This is a genomic window from Vibrio mediterranei, assembly GCF_900088415.1.
Lineage (GTDB): Bacteria > Pseudomonadota > Gammaproteobacteria > Enterobacterales > Vibrionaceae > Vibrio > Vibrio mediterranei.
Map to the genome: position 1 here is coordinate 167,102 of NZ_FLLQ01000004.1, position 23,756 is coordinate 190,857.

Sequence of the window (23,756 nt, forward strand, 5' to 3'; positions counted from 1 at the left end):
AGCTCCCGTTGGGAGCTTTTTTGTCTAAAGCCACGCAAGGCATTGCTGCCCCAATGGAGATAAATAGGGTCAATCTGGAGCAGACTCTAACCTCGAACAAGGTAGTACAGCGTCAGTAGAGTGACGTTTCTACTAGTGAGGAGGAAAATTCATCAGTTAGCTTATCAAAGTCTTCAATTTGTAGGTTATTAGCTCACTTTCTGCTGTATGAAAAATTATCTTTAAGCCTGATCAGGTCTATTATGTTGGAAACTCCATGTTTTTTAAGCAAACGATGCTTATACGTACTGATGGTTTTCGGGCTCAAAAAGAGCTTTTCTGCGACATCTTTATTGCTATAACCTTCCATAAGGAACGATAAAACCAGCATTTCTCGTTGAGATAATTTAATTTCGTGTATTTTTTGTGCACCTAGCTTTTCAATACTATGCTTCTGATAAAGAACTTTTATAACCGTATTCTGTAACGACTCCAATGGCATTGACTTTGTACAATATCCATCTGCACCTAGTCGTCTTGCTGTTTCAATATAAGACTCATTCTCTAACGTAGTGAAGAAAATAAGCTTTCCTGAAAATCCTGAAGATTTTATTCTACGATAAAATGAAAATCCGTCGCCTTCATCTAATTGCACGTCAAGAATGACCAAGTCAACCATCGAGGAACGAATGTATACGAGAGCTTGTTCAGCTTTAGTAAAGCTAATTACTTCAAAGTCTATCGATATAGTCTTTATACAATCGACAACTGCCTTTGCAACAACTGGGTGATCGTCTACAACTACTATTTTTTTCTTATTTTCTTTCATAAACACTCTTTAGTACTTATAAAAACCTAGCAGAGAGAATCTGCTCAATTTTATCAAAGTCATAGGTTTTTATAGCAGCTTTTAGCTCATTGGAAACTTCATCACTTAGTTCTGACATAATGGCCTCGCCTAAAGTACCATTTAATGTAACAATGGCTTCAATATTGTAACTCTTTGCATTATCGATGATTTCCGTTATCTCGTTGTCACTAAATTTAAGGTAGTGATTTGATTTTCCTATAACACTTTGTGAATTTATTAAGTCACAAAGACTAACGAGTTCTGATTTCAAACATTCAACTTGAAACTGGTTTGTATTTGGCATATCGTCTTCGATCTTAGAACATAGCTCATAGATAGATTCAAATCCTAAATTTCCAGCTACTCCTTTAAGCGTATGAACGTTGATTTGAAATACTTCAGTATCATCAGAGAAAATTTCTTTATCTTCATATTGATTCGCAAAATTGGTCAACAAACGCATGAACAATTCTGGTTTATTCCCTGATATCGAGAGCCCTTTTTCTAGATTCACGCCTTCAACTTTCAAAAATCCAAATTCATTAGATTCTGTAACTGTACTATTGGTACTGTCTGCACCTTCATCTACAACGTGTTTAAACTTCGAAGAATCAATCCACTCACTTAATGTATGAATCATTTCATCAACAACAATAGGCTTGTTGATGAAACCATCCATACCACTAGCCTTTGCCTTTAATCTGTCAGATTGTAAAACATTAGCCGTCAAAGCCAACACAGGAATATCAATAGCCATTTCTTTTTTTATAATCCTAGTTGCTTCATAGCCATCTAATAGTGGCATTTGACAATCCATCAGAATAACATCAAATTCCGTGTCAGACTCAAGAATATCAATAGCTTCTATGCCATTTACGGCTAAAACCGTCTCGACGCTATGTCTCGAAAGTATTTCAATCACCAACTCCTGGTTTATAGCATTATCTTCTACTACAAGAACCCTGCCTCCAAATATGGTTCCTGATTCGAATGTCTCATTCTTAAACTGAAAAACATTGAATCGAATCTTTTCAAACGAATTGTATAGCAGTGGTAGTAGATTACCTTTTTTAACTGAAGTTTCATTATAATGAAACAATTCACCACTATGATCGAAGTTAAGAATTAGATCTATTTCACTTAGGTTATTGACGAAAATTGAAACGCTTGACTTTGAACTTTGCAAACTCTCCAAACATCTCGTTAATGAATCGAGAAAAGCGTCATTAACAGAGTTAGCAACAAACACGAACAATATCGGTTCGATATCAGCTAGCTTTGAATAGTCACTTATATTACGGTAGTCACTCAAACTCTCGACTGTTCGGAAAAAACCTTTCTTTAACTCAGCTTCTAGTCCGCCTACATCCAACTCACCATCAGATACTAAAACTAACTTTTCGTACGTTTTAGCTTTACTCTCATTCATATTCATGGAAGATAATGGCAAGATTACGTTAAACTGCGAGCCATTTCCTAACTCACTAGTTACCGAAATTGTTCCATTCATTAGCTCAACGAGATTTTTTGTAATCGCCAAGCCTAACCCTGTTCCACCATATTTCCTAGTCGTAGTGCTGTCTGCTTGAGTGAATGAAGTATATAAATGCTCGATCTGACTTTGACTCATTCCAATCCCTTGATCTTTAACAGAGATCTTCAGAAAGATATCACCCCCACTTCCTTCAAGAGTATCTATATCGATAGATACAGAGCCAGTATCTGTGAACTTTATAGCATTCGAACCCAGGTTCATTAATATTTGATGGATACGCAAAGGATCTCCAACTAACATTCTTGGAACTTTATGATCTATATTTATTGAAAGTTCAAGATTCTTCTCTTTCGCTCGTTCCTGAATAATAGATGAAAAGCTATCTATCATTTTGTAAAGAGAAAACTCTATTGACTCTATAACAACCTTCCCTGCTTCAATTTTAGAAAAGTCAAGGACATCATTTATAATCCCTAAAAGTAAATTAGCCGAATTATGTACCTTTTCGACGTAACCACGTTCTTTAATCGACAGTTTCCCTTCTAATGCAAGGTAGCTCATCCCTATAATTGCATTCATAGGCGTACGAATTTCATGACTCATCATCGCCAGGAAATTTGTTTTTGCCTCAGCAGCTTTACTCACTCGATCATTAGAGCGTTTCAGCCCCTCTGTTAAGGACTGTAACTCTTTGCCACTTTTACGAACTAAGTAACCTAGAAGAGCGATTGAAAATACAAACACTGCTCCACCAAAGGATATGAAACTAGCTAGTTCTCGTGCCTCTTTCATTTCTCTAGCTCTAGCGTCTCTCATGGAAAGCAATATAGAATCAATTCTAATTGCACTTGAGACCATTCTTTTTGAGATAGTAGAAATTTCATTGGATATATCGTAAACGTATCTGAAGTCACGATTGTATTTTCTAATAATTGGCTGCAACTCTAATAATAACTCTTTTTCATCCTGCTCGATGACTACTTCCTTGATATTATTAATATCATCATCAATATTCGTGAGTACATCCATAACGAGAAACGAGTAATCATCACGTAAAGTACTGTCATTAGAAAGAGAGAAATCTCGATCTGCTTGTCTAGCTATATTCACATTTTCGGCTAGCAGTATGATCTGTTCTGAAAGAACCACCCTTTTGGAGAGAAGTTTTTGTGCCGATGATAGCTTTCGTAACGAAACATCATTAATAGAACCAAACTCTCTTTTTATAGAAGAAGATAGCTTTAGTATATCTTTTAATGAATTATTATATCTAACAAAGGTACTACTGTTCTCTAATGTATCGACTCTAGATTCAATCACATGAGTATATTCTTCAATTAACTGTAGAAGTTGCTTCACTTCATCTTCTGGAAAATAAACAGTTTCTAATGCCATTAAAGCATGTATGTCATTATTCATACTTTTCAGGATTTGCAACTCATTTTGTTCTAGATCATTACTTTCACGCAACTTCAAATACTCATGTTTTTTATTTAGAAGTAGCGCTGACGAGTAGATATTATTTGATAAAGAAACTGCATTAGATGAGTTAATTATTTCTAGATATAATTTTTCCGATAAACTTGTATCAGCGCTTATATAACCAATTTGTAAGTCTCTTAATCTATCAATTAGTGCACTAGAGTTCTGTGCATATTGCACCATTGACTTCTTAGATGAACTCAAGTGGTCATTTAATGAGACATAGCTTACAAAGTCGTCACGGTATCGTTCCAATTCGTTTTTAATACTATTAAGATTATTATTGAAGTTCGTTTCCGAAGAATCAAGACTACCGGTAAATGATAATGCTTCATTCATGTAGTGCAAAGCTTCCTTTGATGCATCGGATGTTAAGTCACGAGTATAAGATAATTCATGTAATCGAGCCCTATCCAACGTTATTAATATTTGACTTGCGCCATCATAACGTTCGACAGCTGAAAACAGTTTATTTAGACTTTTCCAAGCGGTGACTCCTAAAGTCATTAATATAACAACGACTAAAACAAAGCCTAAAGTGATTTTGTTTGACCTATCTATAGAGCTATCAACATGCTCATCATTCATACGTGAAGCCTCCAACATTTTAGTCGGCAAAACTTGCTTTTACGTCCAATATCTTTGCTTTTTGTGTAAGAAAAACATCAACTAGCTTACGGTCAAAATGAGTACCCGCATGCTCTTGTAAATAGCTAAATGCTTCTTCAACTGGCCAAGCCTCTTTATAGGGCCTATCACTTGTAAGTGCATCAAATACATCCGCTATCATCACTATTCTCGCAGATAATGGTATCTCTTCACCTAGCACGCCTTTTGGATAACCTGAGCCATCCCATTTTTCATGGTGATATTCAATAATCTGCCTAGCCATATCGATTAACTCGGATTTATGGTCACCCAATATCTGAACACCGTAGTTGACGTGTTCCTTCATGTGCTCCCATTCTTCTGGAGTTAAGCTTCCGTTTTTTTTAAGTATATTGTCCGCAACACCTATTTTACCGATGTCATGCATTGGAGATGCTTCAAATAATAATTGGCACCACTTTTGTTCAATATTGAGTGCCTCTGCAAGTATTCGACTGTAGTGACTCATTCTCACTACATGCATACCAGTTTCGTTATCTTTAAACTCAGCGGCTCTACCAAGGCAACTAATTATCTCAAGTTGGTTTTCTCTAATTTCCTGCGTACGTAAATGAACTTGTTGTTCCAGTGTTCTTCTTTGATTGTGTAACGCCAAATGCGTAGCCACTCGAGATTTTACTACCGGTGGGCTTATAGGTTTTACGATATAGTCAACAGCTCCAATATCAAATCCTTTGGTTTCGTCTTCTACCTCGCACTTAGCCGTAACGAATATCACTGGGATTGTAGCGGTAACAGGATTACTCTTAAGAAGTGTGCAAACCTCATAACCATCCATCTGAGGCATCATTACGTCTAATAAGATCAAATCAGGCTTAGGTGATTGTTCAGCAAGTTTTAACGCTAAAGAACCATTCGTGGCGACTTTAATATTATATTCTGATAGTAATATACCGCTCAGGAGGTCAATGTTTGCCGGGGTATCATCAACTATTAGTAAATTGAAATCTTTTTCTTTCATTTTTAGCCTTTTGAACTAATTACGTTAAAGTTCCAATTACCAGATCAACCAACTAGGTTGGAGCGCTGCATACGGTTTAATTTGATATTGGTAATTTCTCTAAACTTCTCGTTCATCAGAAATTTGCGTTCAATAGCTGCATTTTGTTTTAGTGCACGCCTTACAATATTAAGTAGCTCTACTTCCCAAGTTGGGTCATTAGGAAAATCAAATGGTGATACGTCTACAGTCAGACCTATAAACTCCTTATTAGGGAGAATATCCACCGAAAACCCGTTTTTATAACCGTATGTAATAGCGATGTTCACATAAGAGGCTTTACCCACAATGAAGAATCCTGATTTGAAACTCTTAGAAGTCATTAGATCAAAGCCGAATCTTGTTAGTATTGATTCTGAAACCATCATCATTTCGTTCATCGTAATTTCCACCCCACTCTCATTTATTGAGCCTTACATCTATAGTGTAGTTCATAGATAAAAAACTCTGTTTGTAGTACGCTGGTCGACATGAGCACTTGAGTGCAGATCAACAAGACATGTACGCAACTGGACTATTTGCGAATGTTATCCCAAAATCTGAATATATTTTGTAGGAAAATACTTAGTTTTCTGTGGAATGCACTTGATTTAACTGATAAAAAATGTTTTGAGTAAAAACTTTAACGTTCCATTTTCCTCTTAGTAAGGTGAACTTGCTAGTTTGCTCGATATATCATTTGGAATATCTGTTATTTATTGATTTGTAAGGCTAATTTAAGATACCTTTGGGTGCATATAAATGTTGATTGATGGTGAGTGATGTCTATAAGAGCTTTGATTGTTGACGACAACCCTATAAACAACCTTATTTTGGAGGATATCCTTTCAGACCTAGGTATTGATGTGGTTGTAGAATCAAGCGTTGTATCTGCAATTTCTACGTTTAACAACTCTTCATTCAATATCGTAATTACCGATATCGTACTCCCTAGCGAAAGTGGGTATGACCTTGCAATGCATGTTCAGTCGAACACCAATGGTAAGATACCCATAATTTCATCCAGTATAGAACCTATAGAAAGTCGATATGAAGAGTTGTTCTCGGGCAGTATCACTAAGCCTTTTGAACGCGAACACATTGCACAATTACTTATGAAGCTTCAACTCTCAAGTCAAGAATTTGAGAACTTGCCGGCAACTGCAACACAAATAATTAATGAGTATGCCCCTGAGTTAATTTCCATAGCGAAACAAGATGCTAGTAAGCTTAAAGCACTTGTTAGAAGTAATGATATTAATATGTCTAAGAGAGCACTTCATCAGCTCAAGGGAGCAATATCTACTATTGCCCCAGACTCATATGCTATTCATCATATAGAGAAAATTGACCAGCTTCTAACGGAAAACTCCATTGTCCAAAGCAGTGTAATATGCGATATAGAGCGAATGATTGACGAAATAATAGATACCTTGTCATCTGTTCTTGCAACAGAAAAGCAAGATAGTTAGTTTGCGTGATTACGCTCTTTTTTTAAGTATCGAAGTTTGTGTATAAGCTCCCGTTGGGAGCTTTATTGTATTTGTTGCCGGTGCTAAAGAGTCTCGATCCGGGAGGAGACTCTTGCTTAACGCCCTTTAAAAAGAACACCCCTATGATGTTCCAAGTAACGCCTATGCTGACTTGATATTTGAAATGACATAGCTTCATGAATACCAACTACCTCAGGCTTTTCGAGGTATTTGGAGATCATCACTTTTCCTTGATTATCGAACGATATAAATCCAAGGTCGAACGCTTTATCTAAGTTTGCCAGCAGGAGCAACCCGTTATATTTATCTAGACGTTCTTCGTTACTCGAATCCCGCCAAGGTTTGATATGAGAAGCAAGAAGGAGTTGAGTGTTCTTATATCCGGTTAAGGCACAACCGCCCCACATTTCAACCAGCTGAGCCCTAAAATTGCCCTGTCCAATTCTAGTATTCACCAGAATTGTCTTTTCCGTTTCAGTAAGCTTCTGGTCAGACATAACTTGACGTATATCTGCATTGACGTCTACCTGAGCCAGATCTGCCAAGAAATTGTTGTAGTGAAGCAGCGCCGCACTATACATGCCTTTACCTTTGCTATCGCGCTGTTTAAAGATCTCCATCGTTTTGGCCTTCGCTTCCAACGAAACAAATCGGCTATATGATTTCACCTCTGTTAATGGTTCGCGGATCTCGTTTGCATCCATCAGCCAATTTGAAATTGAGCCACGAATAGCTCCAAGGTAATTGGTTGCCGTCTTCTCAGACTTACCTAAATCCAATAACCATTGATAGTAAAGTGATGCTATGTCGGACAAATTGGTTACTAAGGCATCTTTCAACTCGTTTGACACGATATGACTTTTCATAAAGTCAAAAAGCTCCTCATCTAGATAAGCATATGAGATAGCTTTTGATGAGTAACGTTTGACAGCTTGTTCCTTATACCCTTCCTCCAATTTAAGATGCCAAAAGCCTTCGCTCTTTAGATGAAAATATGGATTCTCAGGCGTATTTTTATCTCTTCCTTGAGCAAAGTTATCAAAATGATGGGTAAATTGATCTTTGAGAGCCTGATTAAAAAATATCTTATTCGACGCAATGCCACCCACATGAATAAGATCCATAACAGCCAGTAGCATACAAACCTTGTGAGGACTTTTCTTACCGCCTGCACTATTCATATTGAGATTTCTGAACTTATCCAGATACAACTCAAGAGCCATCTCGTCCCTCCCTATCGACACTTGGATTGTTTCTTAGCACAACGGTTTGCCATCTGACTCCTTGCCTATGTTGTATGTCTTCGCCATTGAATACATCAACTAAAGCTAAGTTGATGTCACTCGCTAGTTCCGTTAACTCTTCAACCGAAACAGAGTAAGACTCGCGGCCATCATTGAATAAACCATGACGCAATGAAATCACAATAACACCACGATTTTTCAAATGGTTAACTAGGGCATTCAACGCCTTTTTACGCAAGTTACTAGGAATATGCATCCAAACCGCAGAGACCAAAATGACATCAAATTTAGTATTAAGCTTTGATAGTTGGTTAAGGCCAGGAAGCCTATCATCAAGCCATACAACCTCTTTCCCAGTGTGAGCACTACCTAAAACGAGCAGCTCTTTGCAAGGTTCACATGCAACCACATGACAGCCCAGACGAGTAAACCAAAGTGAATCTCTTCCCGAACCCGCGCCAATATCTAATACATTGTCTCCTACACTGGGCCAGTACTTTCGCCAAACGTGATGGACTTTCGTAGCCGCTAGAGAATTATATTGTTTGGCAAGTTCATCTGCATTTTCCGCGTAAAAAGAGGAGGTTATGGACATTATGATACCCCGTTTTGAACTGAAACCATCTTATAGGTCCAAGTTGCATAAAGCTAGAGGGTGCTAGGTTAGTACGAGATGTTTTGAGCTAAGTCACTATTTAGTGAAAAGGCTGTCGGTCATAGAAAGGGGGGAAGTATGGAAACGAAAAAGCCCCAGCATTTCTGCTGGGGCTTCGAATGTGGCGGTGAGTGAGAGATTCGAACTCTCGATACGTTGCCGTATACACACTTTCCAGGCGTGCTCCTTCAGCCACTCGGACAACTCACCGTACTTTTTGTTAGCGCTGTTGGCTAACGAGGCGCTAATTTAATGATTATCCTTGATGGGGTCAAGTGCAAATCGGGAAAAAAGCGCTCTTTTTTAATTGTTTGCTTACTTTGTGATTAATTCGATCAAATGATCGGCAAATCAGACGCTTTGGTAGTAACCCGGTACTCGGAACCAGCGGCGACATAAGTCTAGGAAGTAGCCGTAAAGTACGCCCATTCCGCATGATACTACTGCGTTACTCGATACTGCGGTGATGATTTGGTCAGTCGATGCGCCTACAGTAAATAGAATCGCTGCGTATACTGGCGACTGAAATGCTACATAGGCGATTAGGTCTGAAATGGCCTTCATTGTGCCCGAACCTGATACTTTCGCGCCTTGTCTTAGTGCCCAGTCACGGAAAACGCCATATGGCCATGCAATTGCAATATTAACGGGGATCGACAGTAAACGTGATGCCAGTGACTGTTCGAACGTCATGCCAGATACTAATACTTCGATTAGCATGCCAGAGACGAAACAGAAGACGACCATAGCAAAAGTGTCTGCTGCGGCGTTACGAATACAAAAAGGAGCTTTAGGTTTCAATTCAGGAATCTCGCGGAATAATAAACTATCAAAAAATGCTTTTGGCAATTCATATAACTAGATATCTTTTACTATCTAGATTTCGACGCTATTAGAGCACCAATTTGGTAGTTTTACATACCGTATTTAAAGTCACTTGGTAAATTAATCACCAATTTTAAAGTTCAAACTAGATAAACTCGCTATTTGTTGTAATTTGATTACATTTATTGACTATACCACTGATATTCAGTGAGTTAGTGGCACGTTATGTACAATAGTTACAGCTCTAAACAATTAGATGCTCTTGGCTAAGCAGAGTTTACTCAGGCTTACGGGGTGGATGGTGCCGAAATGGGTGTTTTATGAAATCTAATGAGTTGAATAACAAGCTAGGAAGGTGCAGTGACGCCAATAACAGCGTCACTACGAAGGTTTAACGCAGAGGCTCTACGTTCGAACGGCGTTTGCTTGAGAACTGGAATAGCTTGTTGGCGTATTGATACAGAGCATCGTCTAATACTCTTTCATCAATTGGCTTACCAACAATAAAGTCGGCGCCAGCGCCTAACATGCGCTCTCGAGTCTCTTTAAAGACATCGGCGGTACAACCAAAGATCAAGGTATCCTTTTCACGGCCGAGCATATTACGGATACCCGCGATAGCCTCTACCCCATCCATAACCGGCATATGGTTATCCATTAAGATAAGATCAAACTGTTGGGTGGAGACAGCTTTTAGCGCCAGTTCGCCGTTTTCTACCGAGGAAGTGATAAAGCCTTTGCGCTTCATAAAAGTCTCGATAATGATGGTGTTGGTACGATTATCTTCGACGATAAGCGCTTTGAGCCCACGATAGTCGAGGTGACGTTCAATATGAACATCTAACGCTTTTGGTTTGCATGGTTCAAGTTGGACGCGAACCGTAAACTCAGATCCCATCCCTTCCTGACTGGTTAGCGTGATGTTGCCCCCCATACAGTGTGTAATCTCTTGCACTATCGCAAGACCAAGTCCAGTACCACCAAAGCGGCGTGTGGTGCTCGATTCGGCTTGCTCAAATGGCTTAAACACTCTTGCTTGCGCGTCGGGTGAGATTCCTATTCCGGTGTCTTTGACTCGGATAACGAGCGCCGTCACTCCATCATTCACTTCTTCAGACAAGTAGACTTCAACCATTCCTTGCGAAGTAAACTTAACCGCGTTGTTGAGCAAGTTAAATAGGATTTGGCGCAGGCGCGCTTTATCGCCGGAATACCAGCGAGTTTCATCAACTTCCGAGAAGACGCTAAAACGTAGCCCTTTCTCATTACATAAGGTGTGATACACGCTGTGCATACTGCCAATGATAGAGCTCAGCGGAAATGGACGATTTTCAAGCTCAAGGTGCCCTTGCTCAATCTTTGAGTAATCCAATATCTCGTTCAACAGAGACATCATATGATCACCTGAATCATAAAGGGTTTTGAGTAGTTTACGCTGCTCTAGATTAAGGTCGGTTTTAAGCAGGATTTGAGCGGTGCCCAATACGCCATTCATCGGTGTTCGGATTTCATGGGAGAGCGTGGCTAGGAACGCCGTTTTTGCTTTAGTGGAAGCCTGTGCTTTGACGCGTTCTTGGTCTAAATAAATGGTTTTTTCATTGAAGGTGTCGATTAGGTAGCGAATCTCGTCCGGGCTTTGATAGTTAATATCGATACTGCCGCCCTCTTTGGACTCATCGACTTTCTTAGCAATATCCGTAATCGGCTTAATGAGATATTGGCTAATAAGGTAATAGCCAAACATCAAACAAAGCAGCATGACCGGCACGATACCCAACTCGACCGCCATTACGATGTCTGACACTTGATCAGATACCAGTCGTCTCGCATTGACGACTTCTAGACTCCAATCAAAATCACCAAATTGACGTTGACTGACGTAAATATCACGCCCTACTCGGAAATTGTGCTCGGTAATCACATGATTGTTGGTGTCGCGCACGATCACCCCAAGATCGTGCTCTCTTGCTTTACTTTTGACGAATTTCACTAGGTTTTCTAGTGAAAGGTCGACGGTGGCGACTCCGGCAAATTGACCATTTAAGTAGTAAGGGGCCGAGGCCGTTATCATTTGCACGTGGGTATAAGGGTCAATGTACACTTCAGACCATGTAATGGTATTCACAGGCTGGTTTTTGACGGAGGTGTACCATGGCTCTAGGTGATAGCCGTCGGCTTCGGGGTTGTTCCAAAGATCAATTTTATCTACCGTTCCGTCACTGGTACGGTTATAAAACAGGCTGGTGAGTTTAACGTTGGGGTCTACCGAATACGGTTCAGGCCAAATGCCACCACTCACGGCGATGCCATCATTGAGCTTAAATACCTGACAGAGTGCTTCATCGAGTGCGGTGCGGTTTTCAATGGACTGCGCCATAGCGACGATGCTTTTCAATACACCCACAGAGCTGGAAAGTGGCGCTGAGATCTCGGCGGCGAGAAACTCGTTTTTGATATCGAGGTTTTCTTCGAGCTTGGCACGAACTGGAGACTCCACCACCATATAGGTGATGCTTCCGAATACCGCGATAAACAGAGCTAGGTACAGCGCTAGCGCGACGACACTTTTCTTTTTGAGAGACTCGTTGATAACCATAACTAGAGAAGCGATCCTTTTCTTCTTGTTCGACTCAGATAATTTCGTCTATTTTATTCGTCTGTAGCTTGTTACTATTAAGCATCATTTTCGCCTTTACGGTAAAGCATTTTGACATTAAAAGACATACTTTCCCTTCCTGAGTTAGAAGGCAAACTTCTTAACGAAGCTCAAACACAAGGCTTTGTCACCTCGATGGCCGCTGCGCCACATACCTTACCACCTGAAGAGTGGCTACCGTTTCTGTGGGGTGGTGAGGAAGTGGCACCATTCACATCCGGTGAGCAATTAGAAACTTACGCACAAGCAATTATTGGCTTGTGGAATGACTTCCGCCCTGCTCTATTAGACGGCGAATGGCAGTGGCCGGAAGGTTGTGAGCTAGACGAAGAAGAGATCGTGACGTTGGCAACCAAAGACTTCTGCGAAGGTGTTCTTCAAGGTTGGCAATTGGCTAGAGATGACTGGGAAACCATCATGCCTGAACACAGTGAAGACAACGCTCTGTTAGGCGGCGTGCTACTGTCATTGAGCATGCTTTACGACCCAGAGACATCTATCGCAACGCTACAAGCACAAGGTATTGAAGGTTTGGAGCAGTTTGCTGAAATCTATAATGCCATGCCAATGATGCTTTGTGGCATTACGCAAAAAGGCGCGGTACTGGCTGAGCAGCAGTAATGCAAAAAGCTCCTCATTATGAGGAGCTTTTTATTATTTCTAGAAACGATAACCCATCGACACAATTAGCTGATTCCAGTTCAGGAAGCTGTATTCCGCCATTAAGTTCCACTCTTTCTCATAGCCAAAGTCGTAGACTGCTGCGAGTGACATGTTGGATGTTTCTTTACTTTTTAGGTTTACGTCAAAGCGCAGTTCATCAGCGAGGTTCAAACCACCAACTTGCAAGTCGGTTAAGCTACCTGTCACGTTCTGCTCAATGCTCTGATACTGATAACCCAATAACATCGTTAACTTACCGTAAGGTACGTCATAACGCTGACCAACTCGCACCGCACCGATTTTGGTTAAAATGGTACTGTCTGTAGTGGTGGTCCAAGCATTGGTTACAGCACCCGCTGCCGTGACAATAATCGGGTTGAATCCATCGATCACTTCAAACTGCGTCGCAAGTACCGCACCAATACCTAAGTTGTAGGCTTCATATTCGATGTTGATTGGTATGGTCGCTGGTACAGGAAACGGTCTGCCATTACGTGTTGCGTTGGAAAGATCGGCGCTGATCTCCTTATTTCCTTCGGTATAGCCTGCTAAACCATAAACATTTAGGAATGGAAATACCCATGCGTCGAGTCTAAGCTGTACACTCTTATCAGACCCTTTAATCGATACATCATCTGCTGGTACGACATAGTGATTAGGCTTGTTACGACCGCCAAGTAGCCCGCCTGTTGCGTCAATTTTGAAATCATCCGTCGCTACATACTCAACATCTTGAGAGTTCATATAGATGCCAAAACCAACGGGAATCGGTAACTCATAACCTAGGTCACGAGCCTGCTCACCCCAAACCGGTAGACCACTCCAGTGCGCTTGGTTCTTCTCTCTTTCTACTTGTTGTTTCAGTTCATCACTCGCTGCGTATACAGTATTAAATACCATATAAAGAGATGTAACAACGAGTATGGTTAGTAATCTAATCAAAACGGTTTACCTAAAAAGCTTCAGTAAAGTTGAAATAAAATGCCGAGCCATGTTTACCCATCCCTAAATCAAGGCGGATATTCATGCGCGGTTGAAGTTCATAGCGATAGCCAATGCCATAAGACAAAATAGCGTGTCCCGACAAATCTTCGACAGACTCTCCCACCGAGCCCACGCCCGTCCATGCGGTAATGCCATGGTTAGATAGCGCGCCTGAGCTTCGACGGAATGTATGTCGGTATTCTGCGGTTACTTCTGCCGTCACCTTGTCACGATATTGGCCTTGATAGTAACCGCGCATCGAGTTTGCGCCGCCTAGTTCAGGCATGTCGTAATACGGCGTATCACCAAAAGCTTGTTGGAATCGACCTAGCACCGCCAACACTCGACCCTTCTGGAAACTGTGGAAAGTTCGATATTCCACATCCAGTTTTTGGTACTCAGCTTGACTGCCTAGTGCTTCGCTATACAGCAGCACCTCTGTTCTAAACAAAGAGCCACTCCAAGGATTAACGGCAACGTCACGAGAATCGTATTGAATGCTGCCACCTAGACCCCATGTAAAAGGTTTATCTTTGAACTCGTTAAAGTTCTCATCCAATATCGCCGAATCAGGTTCGGTGGTTGGACTAAAGTAATTCAGCTTAATTGCTGGGCCTACAAACCAGTTGTCGACCATTCGAAAGATCAAATTGCCTTTATAATTGTTGGTGTTGGCCTTGTATTGAGTGACATCGCCAAAATCAAACTGTTGCGCGGCATCATAGCCGATCCCCCAATAGTGTTTGCCTTGAGTACCTGCGTTCCATGCGCCTTGGAATTGAATATCATCGTTATTCCAAAACAGGTCATGTTTAGCTCGTAAACCATAGCCCACTTCCGAATCAACATAGTTACCGATGATAAATGCCGAGACACTTGAGCGCTGGAGTTGTTGCTGTTCGCGGTCGGTTTTGAATGAATACAAACCACCTACCGCAACAAGCACACCTTGTTCCGGAGTAAATGCAGGTCCACCTAGGAAGCTGAACATCGGTAACCCATTCACTTCACGGTAGTATTTTTTTGCGTACTTTAGATCTGAGATGGTCTCTGAATAGCGGCTATCGGTATTGTCGTCTTTTAGTTTTGAGATAGCGTCATCGTATTCGTCTACCTTAGCGTCTGCTTTAGTAACGTCGTGTTCGAACACCATGTCTTCTTTCTTGGTTTCAAGTTGAGCATAGCTAGGTATAACGACATCTTCTTTCGCGGCCACAATAGATGGTGCAATAGCAGAAAGGACAAGTAGCGACAGCAAGTTTACGCGCATGAATTGTAAGGTTCCCATAATCAATGAATGAACGTTCATTCATTTTTTCAAAAAAGCGCGCGCATAATAAACAGAACACATTTCCGTATCAAGATATTTTTCTTTCTCAAATTATTCACATTCCGAATATCGATGAACAATTTGATGACATAGGCTTGTGGCTAGAGGTTTTTCCAAGAAAAATTGTCAATTCGCTCGTCGGCGATATAGAACAATTTATTGCCTGCGGAAATGGATTGTTCGAGATCTGGGTTAAGAATGATGCCATTTCCTACATCCACTGCGATTAAAGTCGCTTGGTACTCTACTTTCATCCAATTGAACAAGGCTTCGACCGATGAGTCTGGAGCATCGCTTGGGTAGTGAACCGAGTATTGCGTCATGCCTCGTGTTGAGCTTAATAGCTCTTGATGTAAGGCACTTGAACCAGGATCAACCGCAGCCTTAGCAAGCATTTCCGCTCCTACAGCTGGGATACATTCAGAGTTTGGACAGTGTTGATGTAGAAGGTCGCTCAGCGCTTCGTCTTTGAAATAAACCAGCAGGTGAGCATTAGGGTTGCGGTTTGAGCAATAAAGGGCCGCAGAGAGGGTTATATCATCTTCGGGATTATCAATAAGAATACAACTAGCGGTTTCGATGTTGGTTTTTTCCATTTCTCGTCCGTCGGTATAGCTGTTCACTTTGACAAAAGAAATCTCACCGGGAAGCGGGTTTTCGATATCCGAACGACTGCACAACACTATAGGTCTGCGACCTGTTTCTTCATGTTGCAACATACGAATAAGATGAATAGTACGCTGACCATTCCAACCCAACATTAGAATATGATTTTCCACAGTTACTTTCCTTTTACCGAGTTGTCCAGAACGCCAAGAATCGAGCCCGAGTGCTGCTAAACGGCCAAGTAACGCCGCAAACAACATTAGTCCTCCAGGGATGACAAATAAGATAGCCACCCAACGACCTGCTTCCGTCGTTGGAGATAAGTCGCCATAACCAACCGTTGAAGCGGTGACGACGATAAAATAGATGAATTGAGAAATAGGAACCGTCAGGTCTGTTTCGCCACTGGCTCTGAGTAATACCCATGATAAGCCAGCATAAAGCAAAATGGCGGCCGCTAAGCTTTTAAACCTGAGTTCGAACAGATGAGAATGAAACCATTTTCTGAGTTGTAACCAAATCGCCACTGACTTCCCTATTCGTAGACGGATTATGTGTTAAGCATATATGAAAATGGCGAACAACATATACGAAAAAACCAGTCCGAAGACTGGTTTTTTGAGAACGGCGTTAACTTTAGTGGTTACGCGTTGCCTTTCACTTTAATTTGCAGTTGCTCAGCAAAGTCCAACATGCGATTTAAAGGAATCAGCGACTTAACGCGTAGCTCGTCATCTACAAAGATTTCGTGCTCTTCACCGCCATCTTTCAGTGCTTTTTCAATGGCACGTAGACCATTCATCGCCATCCAAGGACAGTGTGCACAGCTGCGGCATGTTGCGCCAGCGCCTGCTGTTGGTGCTTCGATCAGTTCTTTCTCTGGTACCATTTGCTGCATTTTGAAGAAAATGCCTTTGTCGGTCGCAACAATCATCTGCTTGTGCGGTAGCTCTTTGGCTGCTTTGATCAGCTGGCTGGTAGAACCAACAGAATCCGCCAGTTCAACGACACTAGCCGGAGACTCCGGGTGTACCAGAATCGCTGCGTCTGGATAAACTGACTTCATGTCTTTCAATGCTTTGGCAGAGAACTCGTCATGGACGATACACTCACCTTGCCATAAAAGCATGTCCGCACCAGTTTGGTTCGCGATGTACGAACCTAGGTGACGATCTGGACCCCAAATAATTGGTTTGTCTTCAGCGTCTAGGTGCTCGACGATTTCAAGGGCGATACTTGACGTCACAACCCAGTCAGCTCTCGCTTTTACGGCTGCAGAGGTGTTGGCGTAAACCACAACCGTGTGGTCAGGATGCGCATCGCAGAATTCAGTGAACTTGTCCGCTGGACAGCCAAGGTCTAGAGAACATTCCGCTTCTAGAGTTGGCATCAGAATGCGTTTTTCTGGCGTTAGGATTTTTGCTGATTCGCCCATAAAGCGAACGCCAGCAATGATCAACGTCGACGCATCGTGGCGGTTACCGAACTTCGCCATTTCAAGAGAGTCACCCACGAAACCACCCGTCTCTTCTGCAAGAGCTTGGATTTCAGGATCGGTGTAATAGTGTGCAATCAAAACCGCGTCTTTTTGTTTTAATAGCGTTTTGATGTTTGCAATGTATTGCTGTTTCTCGTCATCACTTAGAGGAACAGGCTTAGGGGGAAACGGATATACCGTATCAATAGTGTCTAAGATGTGGCTCATAGCGCATGCTCTATGCTACTTCCAAATAGTCCGAGCATTGTACACGGATATTCCTACAAGGACAAAGGCAGGCCTGAGGTAATCGACCAAAGTTGAATAGAAAGTGGCCGTATCGGGCTAAGAGTGTGATGGGTTGTAAAGAAGCGTTGAGGTTGGAAGATAAAACAGTTATATCCACAACTGCCACAGCAGTTAATATTGGTCGTCACCCCTGTGGAGGCAGGGGTCTTGTTACAGCGAGTACTGAACGCGCTTTTAGTAGATCCCTGCCTGCGCAGGAATGACGAGCCTTTGGTGGTTGGAAGCGCTTTAGGTAAATGGCTGCCAGTACAGGTGCATAGCTAGCGGAATGGTTTGGATACTATGAAACTGGAAGACGGAGCAATTGCATCCACAACTGATACAGCTGTTACTTTAAACGTCACTCCTGCGGAGGCAGGGGTCTTATTTCAGCGAGTACTGAACGCGCTTTTAGTAGATCCCTGCCTGCGCAGGAATGACGATCCCTGGTGGTTGGGAGCGCTTTAGGTAAATGCCTGTCAGTGCAAGCGCATCGTTAGCGGAATGGTGTGGATACTATGTAACTGGAAGACGGAGCAATTACATCCACAATAGACACAGGCGTTATTTTGGGTGTCACCCCTGCGGAAGCAGGGGTCTTGTTCCAGCGAGTACTGAACGCGCTTTTAGTAGATCCCTGCCTGCGCAGGAATGACCACCCCTGGTGGTTGGGAGCGCTTTAGGTAAATGCCTGCCAGTGCAGGTGCATAGTTAGCGAAATAGTGTGGATACTATGTAACTGGAAGACGGAGCAATTGCATCCACAATTGATACAGACGTTATTTTGAACGTCACCCCTGCGGAGGCAGGGGTCTTGTTCCAGCGAGTACTGAACGCGCTTTTAGTAGATTCCTGCCTGCGCAGGAATGACCACCCCTGGTGGTTGGGAGCGCTTTAGGTAAATGCCTGCCAGTGCAGGTGCATAGTTAGCGAAATAGTGTGGATACTATGTAACTGGAAGACGGAGCAATTGCATCCACAATTGATACAGACGTTATTTTGAACGTCACCCCTGCGGAGGCAGGGGTCTTGTTCCAGCGAGTACGGAACGCGCTTTTAGTAGATCCCTGCCTGCGCAGGAATGACGATCCCTGGTGGTTGGGAGCGCTTTAGGTAAATGCCTGTCAGTGCAGGTGCATAGTTAGCGGAATGGTTTGGATACTATAAAACTGGAGAACGGAGCAATTGCATCCACAACTGATACAGCTGTTACTTTAAACGTCACCCCTGCGGAGGCAGGGGTCTTGTTACAGCGAGTACTGAGCGCGCTTTTAGTAGATTCCTGCCTGCGCAGGAATGACGATCCCTGGTGGTTGGGAGCGCTTTAGGTAAATGCCTGCCAGTGCAGGTACATAGCTAGCGGAATGGGTTGTGGGCATTATGTAACTGGAAGATGGAACAATTGCATCCACAACTGATACAGCTGTTACTGTAAACGTCACCCCTGCGGAGGCAGGGGTCTTATTTCAGCGAGTACTGAACGCGCTTTTAGTAGATTCCTGCCTGCGCAGGAATGACGAGCCTTGGTGGTTGGGAGCGCTATAGGTAAATGCCTGCCAGTGCAGGTGCATAGCTAGCGGAATGGTTTGGATACTATAAAACTGGAAAACGGAGCAATTGCATCCACAACTAATACAGCTGTTACTGTAAACGTCACCCCTGCGGAGGCAGGGGTCTTGTTACAGCGAGTACTGAACGCGCTTTTAGTAGATTCCTGCCTGCGCAGGAATGACGAGCCTTTGGTGGTTGGAAGCGCTTTAGGTAAATGGCTGCCAGTACAGGTGCATAGCTAGCGGAATGGTTTGGATACTATGAAACTGGAAGACGGAGCAATTGCATCCACAACTGATACAGCTGTTACTTTAAACGTCACTCCTGCGGAGGCAGGGGTCTTATTTCAGCGAGTACTGAACGCGCTTTTAGTAGATCCCTGCCTGCGCAGGAATGACGAGCCTTTGGTGGTTGGGAACGCTTTAGGTAAATGCCTGCCAGTGCAGGTACATAGTTAGCGGAATGGTGTGGATACTATGTAACTGGAAGACGGAGCAATTACATCCACAATTGACACAGGCGTTATTTTGGGCGTCACCCCTGCGGAGGCAGGGGTCTTGTTACAGCGAGTACGGAACGCGCTTTTAGTAGATTCCTGCCTGCGCAGGAATGACGAGCTTTGGCTGGTTGAGATCGCTTTAGGTGAACGCCTGCCTGCCAATGCAGGCGCCCGGCTATAAAAGCGACAACGCACTTGTCTGATTATTACTTCAAATTGGACTGAGCAACTTTTGCAGAAGAACTACCAGGGTACTCAGCAATTACTTGCTCGTAGTACTTTTTCGCTTCTGCTGCTTTGTTGCCGCGCTTCGCTAGATCGCCCAATTTAACTAGTGCATCTGCACGTTTGTTGGATTCTTTAAAGCCTAATACCGCTTTAAAGCTCTTTTCTGCTTCTGAATCTTGGCGTTTAGCAAAGTAAAGCTGACCTAACCAGTAATGCGTGTTCGGCATAAAGGTTGAGTTTGGATAGTCTTTTTGGAATTGCTTGAATGCTTCGATAGCACCGGCGTAGTCGCGTTTTTTCAAGATAAGGTCTACAGCATTTTGATATGCCGTTTGCTCATCAGCGTCTGTGCTGAATTTGCCTTGAGGTGTTGTGCTGTCTTTTGCTACAGGAACTGGGACTGCGGCCGTGCTTGCTTGAGAGCGAAGTTTATCGATCTCAATGAATAGTTCTCTTTGACGCTGCAACATTTGCTCCATATCGTAGCTGTTTCGTTCTAGCTGACCACGTAGAGTTGCGATTTCTTGCGTCATTTCATCGAGCTGTTGCTGCATTTGCAACTGAACTCGGTTTCGGTTCTGAAGCAGGCGTTCTAAGCGTTGAACGTCAGTTTCATTGGTTGCAGCATGGGCTGCTGAAATAGAGGCAGCAGTTGCCGAGGAAGATGTTGCGCTCAAGTCGGTAACCGGTGCTTTTGTCGCGTAAGCTGTGCTTGCTGCGCCGGCTAGTAACGTAAGCGTAACAACGCGCTTAATGTTACTGTTCATAAAGGTTATTACCTCAATTGCCGTGGCTTAAAACAATGAGTCGCAGCGCAAAGGCTGCGACTCAACAATCTTAAGCAGATTGAATTAGTAAACTAGAACTGCGCGACGGTTTTTCGCGTACGCGTCTTCAGATTGACCTAGTACTAGTGGTTTCTCTTCACCGTAGCTTACGATAGAGATTTGGTCAGCTTGTACACCAAGAGCTTGGATGTACTTAGCTACAGCTTGTGCACGACGCTCGCCTAGTGCGATGTTGTACTCAGGAGTACCGCGCTCATCAGCGTGACCTTCGATAGTCACTTTTAGTGATGGGTCTTTGCTTAGGTATGCTGCGTGTGCTGCAAGCATATCTTCGTAGTCACCAGCAATTGTAGAGTTATCGAACGCAAAGTAGATAGTTTGGTTTTCACGAAGCGCTTTTTCTTTTAGCTCTTGCTCAGAAAGTTGTGCATTCTCATCGATTGGAGTAGCAACAACAGTTTCTTGCTGTTGTTGGTTAGAAGTTTCTGCACCTGTTGATGACGCAGCGTCATCAGTTGAGCTACATGCTGTCATCGCAAGAACTGGCAGTGCGATTAGCAACCCCTTAAAAACTTTGTTTAATTGCATTGTTATTTCCTTAACCTAAAAATTTAATTGCTATAAAAACGGTGACCATGCTGGGGCTCTTACACGCCCATTTGTAGCCGGTAATCTAGCTTTAAATCGTCCATCGATGGAGACCATAGAAAGGACGTTAGTTTTGTTATAAATAGAGCTGTATATCACCATGCCACCATTTGGTGCGATGCTTGGTGACTCATCTAGCAGTGTTTTCGTGAGGATTTGCACTGAACCTGTCTCTAAGTCTTGTTTTGCAAGATTAAATCCAGAGTTCGAGCGATTTACCATCACGAGGTAGCGACCGTCAGGGGTGATCTGCCCACCGAGGTTTTGTCTACCCTGCCATGTGATACGTTTGGTTTTACCGTCGGACAAATTTACTTCATAAATCTGAGGGTTACCACCCCTATCCGACGTAAAAATAAGGGATTTGCCGTCTGGTTTCCAGAACGGTTCCGTATTATTTGACCTACCGCTAGTAATTTGACGCAGTTTTCTTGTTTCAAGATTTAACGTATATACATGCAGTTGCCCAGTCTTTGATAGTGTTAACGCTAACGTCTTGCCATCAGGAGAAAATCTTGGCGCACCATTGTGACGTGGGAATGACGTAATCTTTTCACGCTTACCGGTGTAGATGTTCATGATGAAGATTTCAGCTTGCCCGTTTTGGAAACTTACATAGGCAAGTTTTTTCCCATCTGGAGACCAAGCCGGAGACATTAGTGGCTGCTTAGAACGTAGAACAAGCTTCTCGTTATAGCCATCATAGTCAGCAATACGCATTTGATATGGGTACTGATCTTTGTCATTAACAACGACATAAGCGATTCGCGTTAAGAATGCACCACGCTCACCAGTTAGTTCTTCATAAACAAGGTCAGAAATGCGGTGAGCATATTCACGTAGGCGATTGCCTGGAACGGTTGCTTTCTTCTTGAATAGGACGTGGTCGTTCGACAGAACCAGTTGGCCATCACCACTTAGAGCCTTTGATTTGCCACCAGTCAATTGACCGCGCACCACATCAACCAGTTGGTAGCTTACTTCGTAGTTACCTTCTGCGTTTTTCACGATGGTACCCGTTAGCAACGAATCAACACCAATGGATGTCCACGCTTCAAAGTTAATGTCTGACGCATCGTATGGCGTTTGCGGCATTTTACTAGTTGCTACAGGACTAAACTTACCACTTCGTTGTAAGTCTGATGCAATCACGGCCGAAACATCATGAGGAAGTTTTCCCTCACCTTCCCATTTAAATGGGACAATAGCGATAGGTCTTGCGGAATCAATACCGTCGGTAATGACAAGTTCTAAAGCGGCATTTGCAGTCTGAGCAGCGAAGCTCAGCACTAATGCCATTCCTAATAGTATTCGCTTAATCACGAGGTCTTCCTTTTTACTCTGGAACTACGGTCAGATTAATATTTTTAAGTTGTTGGTTCACATCCGCTTCTTTTGAAAGCGGAAAGGTCCCAACCTGAGCTATCGCACGCTTAGTCGCGGCACAAAGTCTGCTATCTCCATCGAGTACTGCAACTTGACCAGCGATAGCGCCGTTACCCGCAGGTATCAGTTTCAAGTTAACTCGACATTGCTTTCCCCGAAAGCTGTCCTCTAGAAGCAGCTTTTGTTGAATCAGCTGAGTGTAGATGGCGCCCATACGTTGTACTTCTGATGCAACGTGTTTTGAGCGCGCACTAGTATTCAGAGCTGCTTCACTTTCAAGGCCAGAGAAAATGTTATCTAGAGCGGCTTCTTGCTCCTTGCGCTCACGCTCAAGTTGCTGCAAACGCTCCTTCTCTATTCTGGCTTTTTCTGCTGCTTCTTTGGCGGCTTTCTCTTTAGCAATACGGTCTTTTTCGGCACGCTCAGCGGCTTCTTTCTCACGCTGGGCTTTTTCTTGTGCTTCTTTGATCGCTCGTTCTTTTTCTAAACGTTCTTTCTCTGCCTTAGCTATCGCCGCTTCTTTAGCGACTCGTTGTTGCTCAGCAACACGAACAGCTTCTTCTTTGGCTTTACGTTCAGCTTCAGCTTTTGCAGCGCGTTTCCTTTCCACTTCGCGGCGTTTCTCTGCCTCACGTGCTGCTTGAGCATCTTTCGCTTGTTGCTGTTTCAACTTGCGAATGCGCTCTTCTTCCGCTTTGCGATTACGCTCCAGTTGCTCACTTTCACGGCGTAACTTATCAAGGCGGTCTTGTTCTTTTTTAGCTGCGGTTTCGCGCTGCTTGCGAATCTCTTGCGCTTGTTGGCGCACTCTAGCAGGGTCGATGACCACCGCTTGCACCATGCCTGTTGGTTCCGCTTTATTCATTGTGAAGTCTGTCCCCCACAATAAAGCAACAACCAGCATCAGGTGAGCAAACAAAGAGATCGCTATTGGCTTTCCGTAGCTAGAGTTATTCTTCTTATTGCTTTTCATACCGTTGC

The 23,756-nt window shown here is 43.0% G+C and carries 18 protein-coding genes and 1 tRNA gene; 2 read left to right on the plus strand and 17 right to left on the minus strand.

Going from position 1 to position 23,756, the window contains the following annotated elements; all coding sequences use genetic code 11:
• Positions 1-193: 193 nt before the first annotated feature.
• The 4 genes from VME0621_RS13265 to VME0621_RS13280 are packed head-to-tail and all read right to left on the minus strand — an operon-like array spanning position 194 to position 5,855.
• Positions 194-808 carry a response regulator transcription factor gene (locus tag VME0621_RS13265; protein WP_038228027.1) on the minus strand — a complete coding sequence of 205 codons (615 nt, stop codon included), beginning with the start codon at positions 806-808 and terminating at the stop codon, positions 194-196.
• Positions 809-824: 16 nt separating this feature from the next.
• On the minus strand, positions 825-4,394 hold the full coding sequence (locus VME0621_RS13270) for an ATP-binding protein (protein ID WP_062463624.1): 3,570 nt from the start codon (positions 4,392-4,394) through the stop codon (positions 825-827).
• A gap of 19 nt (positions 4,395-4,413) precedes the next feature.
• On the minus strand, positions 4,414-5,436 hold the full coding sequence (locus VME0621_RS13275; RefSeq protein ID WP_038224615.1) for an HD domain-containing phosphohydrolase: 1,023 nt from the start codon (positions 5,434-5,436) through the stop codon (positions 4,414-4,416).
• A gap of 44 nt (positions 5,437-5,480) precedes the next feature.
• A complete protein-coding gene (locus VME0621_RS13280) occupies positions 5,481-5,855 on the minus strand; it encodes a hypothetical protein (protein WP_107306793.1) in 375 nt (124 codons plus the stop codon).
• Positions 5,856-6,236: 381 nt separating this feature from the next.
• On the opposite strand from VME0621_RS13280, the gene VME0621_RS13285 reads away from it, so the two are divergent.
• A complete protein-coding gene (locus VME0621_RS13285; protein ID WP_062463630.1) occupies positions 6,237-6,926 on the plus strand; it encodes a response regulator in 690 nt (229 codons plus the stop codon).
• Between the two features lie 116 nt (positions 6,927-7,042).
• Here VME0621_RS13285 and VME0621_RS13290 read toward each other — a convergent pair whose 3' ends face one another.
• The 5 genes from VME0621_RS13290 to VME0621_RS13310 form a co-directional block, all read right to left on the minus strand.
• Positions 7,043-8,170, minus strand: a complete 1,128-nt coding sequence (locus VME0621_RS13290; protein ID WP_062463634.1) for an HNH endonuclease — start codon at positions 8,168-8,170, stop codon at positions 7,043-7,045.
• Positions 8,160-8,786: a class I SAM-dependent methyltransferase gene (locus tag VME0621_RS13295; RefSeq protein ID WP_062463638.1), complete on the minus strand. Its 627-nt coding sequence runs from the start codon at positions 8,784-8,786 to the stop codon at positions 8,160-8,162. The genes VME0621_RS13290 and VME0621_RS13295 overlap by 11 nt, the downstream gene beginning before the upstream one ends.
• 182 nt (positions 8,787-8,968) lie before the next feature.
• Positions 8,969-9,056 (minus strand) — tRNA-Ser (locus VME0621_RS13300).
• Positions 9,057-9,197: 141 nt separating this feature from the next.
• Positions 9,198-9,647 carry an L-alanine exporter AlaE gene (locus VME0621_RS13305; RefSeq protein WP_038223284.1) on the minus strand — a complete coding sequence of 150 codons (450 nt, stop codon included), beginning with the start codon at positions 9,645-9,647 and terminating at the stop codon, positions 9,198-9,200.
• A 415-nt stretch (positions 9,648-10,062) separates the two neighbouring features.
• Complete coding sequence (locus VME0621_RS13310; protein ID WP_062463640.1) at positions 10,063-12,267, minus strand: hybrid sensor histidine kinase/response regulator; 2,205 nt, start codon at positions 12,265-12,267, stop codon at positions 10,063-10,065.
• A 111-nt stretch (positions 12,268-12,378) separates the two neighbouring features.
• On the opposite strand from VME0621_RS13310, the gene VME0621_RS13315 reads away from it, so the two are divergent.
• Positions 12,379-12,948, plus strand: coding sequence for a UPF0149 family protein (locus tag VME0621_RS13315; protein ID WP_038230123.1), 570 nt, complete (start codon positions 12,379-12,381; stop codon positions 12,946-12,948).
• 39 nt (positions 12,949-12,987) lie between these two features.
• On the opposite strand, the gene VME0621_RS13320 is transcribed toward VME0621_RS13315, so the two are convergent.
• From VME0621_RS13320 to tolA, 8 genes are all read right to left on the minus strand, one after another.
• Entirely contained in the window at positions 12,988-13,932 is a 945-nt protein-coding gene (locus VME0621_RS13320; protein ID WP_231892940.1) for a hypothetical protein, read from the minus strand.
• Between the two features lie 10 nt (positions 13,933-13,942).
• Complete coding sequence (locus VME0621_RS13325) at positions 13,943-15,283, minus strand: BamA/TamA family outer membrane protein (protein WP_062463647.1); 1,341 nt, start codon at positions 15,281-15,283, stop codon at positions 13,943-13,945.
• A 122-nt stretch (positions 15,284-15,405) separates the two neighbouring features.
• Entirely contained in the window at positions 15,406-16,437 is a 1,032-nt protein-coding gene (locus VME0621_RS13330) for a potassium channel family protein (protein ID WP_062463651.1), read from the minus strand.
• 116 nt (positions 16,438-16,553) lie between these two features.
• Positions 16,554-17,615, minus strand: coding sequence for a quinolinate synthase NadA (nadA, locus tag VME0621_RS13335; RefSeq protein ID WP_006075300.1), 1,062 nt, complete (start codon positions 17,613-17,615; stop codon positions 16,554-16,556).
• A gap of 2,316 nt (positions 17,616-19,931) precedes the next feature.
• Positions 19,932-20,720: a tol-pal system protein YbgF gene (gene ybgF / locus VME0621_RS13345; protein ID WP_062460275.1), complete on the minus strand. Its 789-nt coding sequence runs from the start codon at positions 20,718-20,720 to the stop codon at positions 19,932-19,934.
• Positions 20,721-20,804: 84 nt separating this feature from the next.
• Positions 20,805-21,329 carry a peptidoglycan-associated lipoprotein Pal gene (pal, locus tag VME0621_RS13350; RefSeq protein ID WP_006075298.1) on the minus strand — a complete coding sequence of 175 codons (525 nt, stop codon included), beginning with the start codon at positions 21,327-21,329 and terminating at the stop codon, positions 20,805-20,807.
• Between the two features lie 30 nt (positions 21,330-21,359).
• Positions 21,360-22,688, minus strand: a complete 1,329-nt coding sequence (tolB, locus tag VME0621_RS13355) for a Tol-Pal system beta propeller repeat protein TolB (protein ID WP_216610687.1) — start codon at positions 22,686-22,688, stop codon at positions 21,360-21,362.
• A 37-nt stretch (positions 22,689-22,725) separates the two neighbouring features.
• On the minus strand, positions 22,726-23,748 hold the full coding sequence (gene tolA, locus VME0621_RS13360; RefSeq protein WP_038230115.1) for a cell envelope integrity protein TolA: 1,023 nt from the start codon (positions 23,746-23,748) through the stop codon (positions 22,726-22,728).
• Between the last annotated feature and the right edge of the window lie 8 nt (positions 23,749-23,756).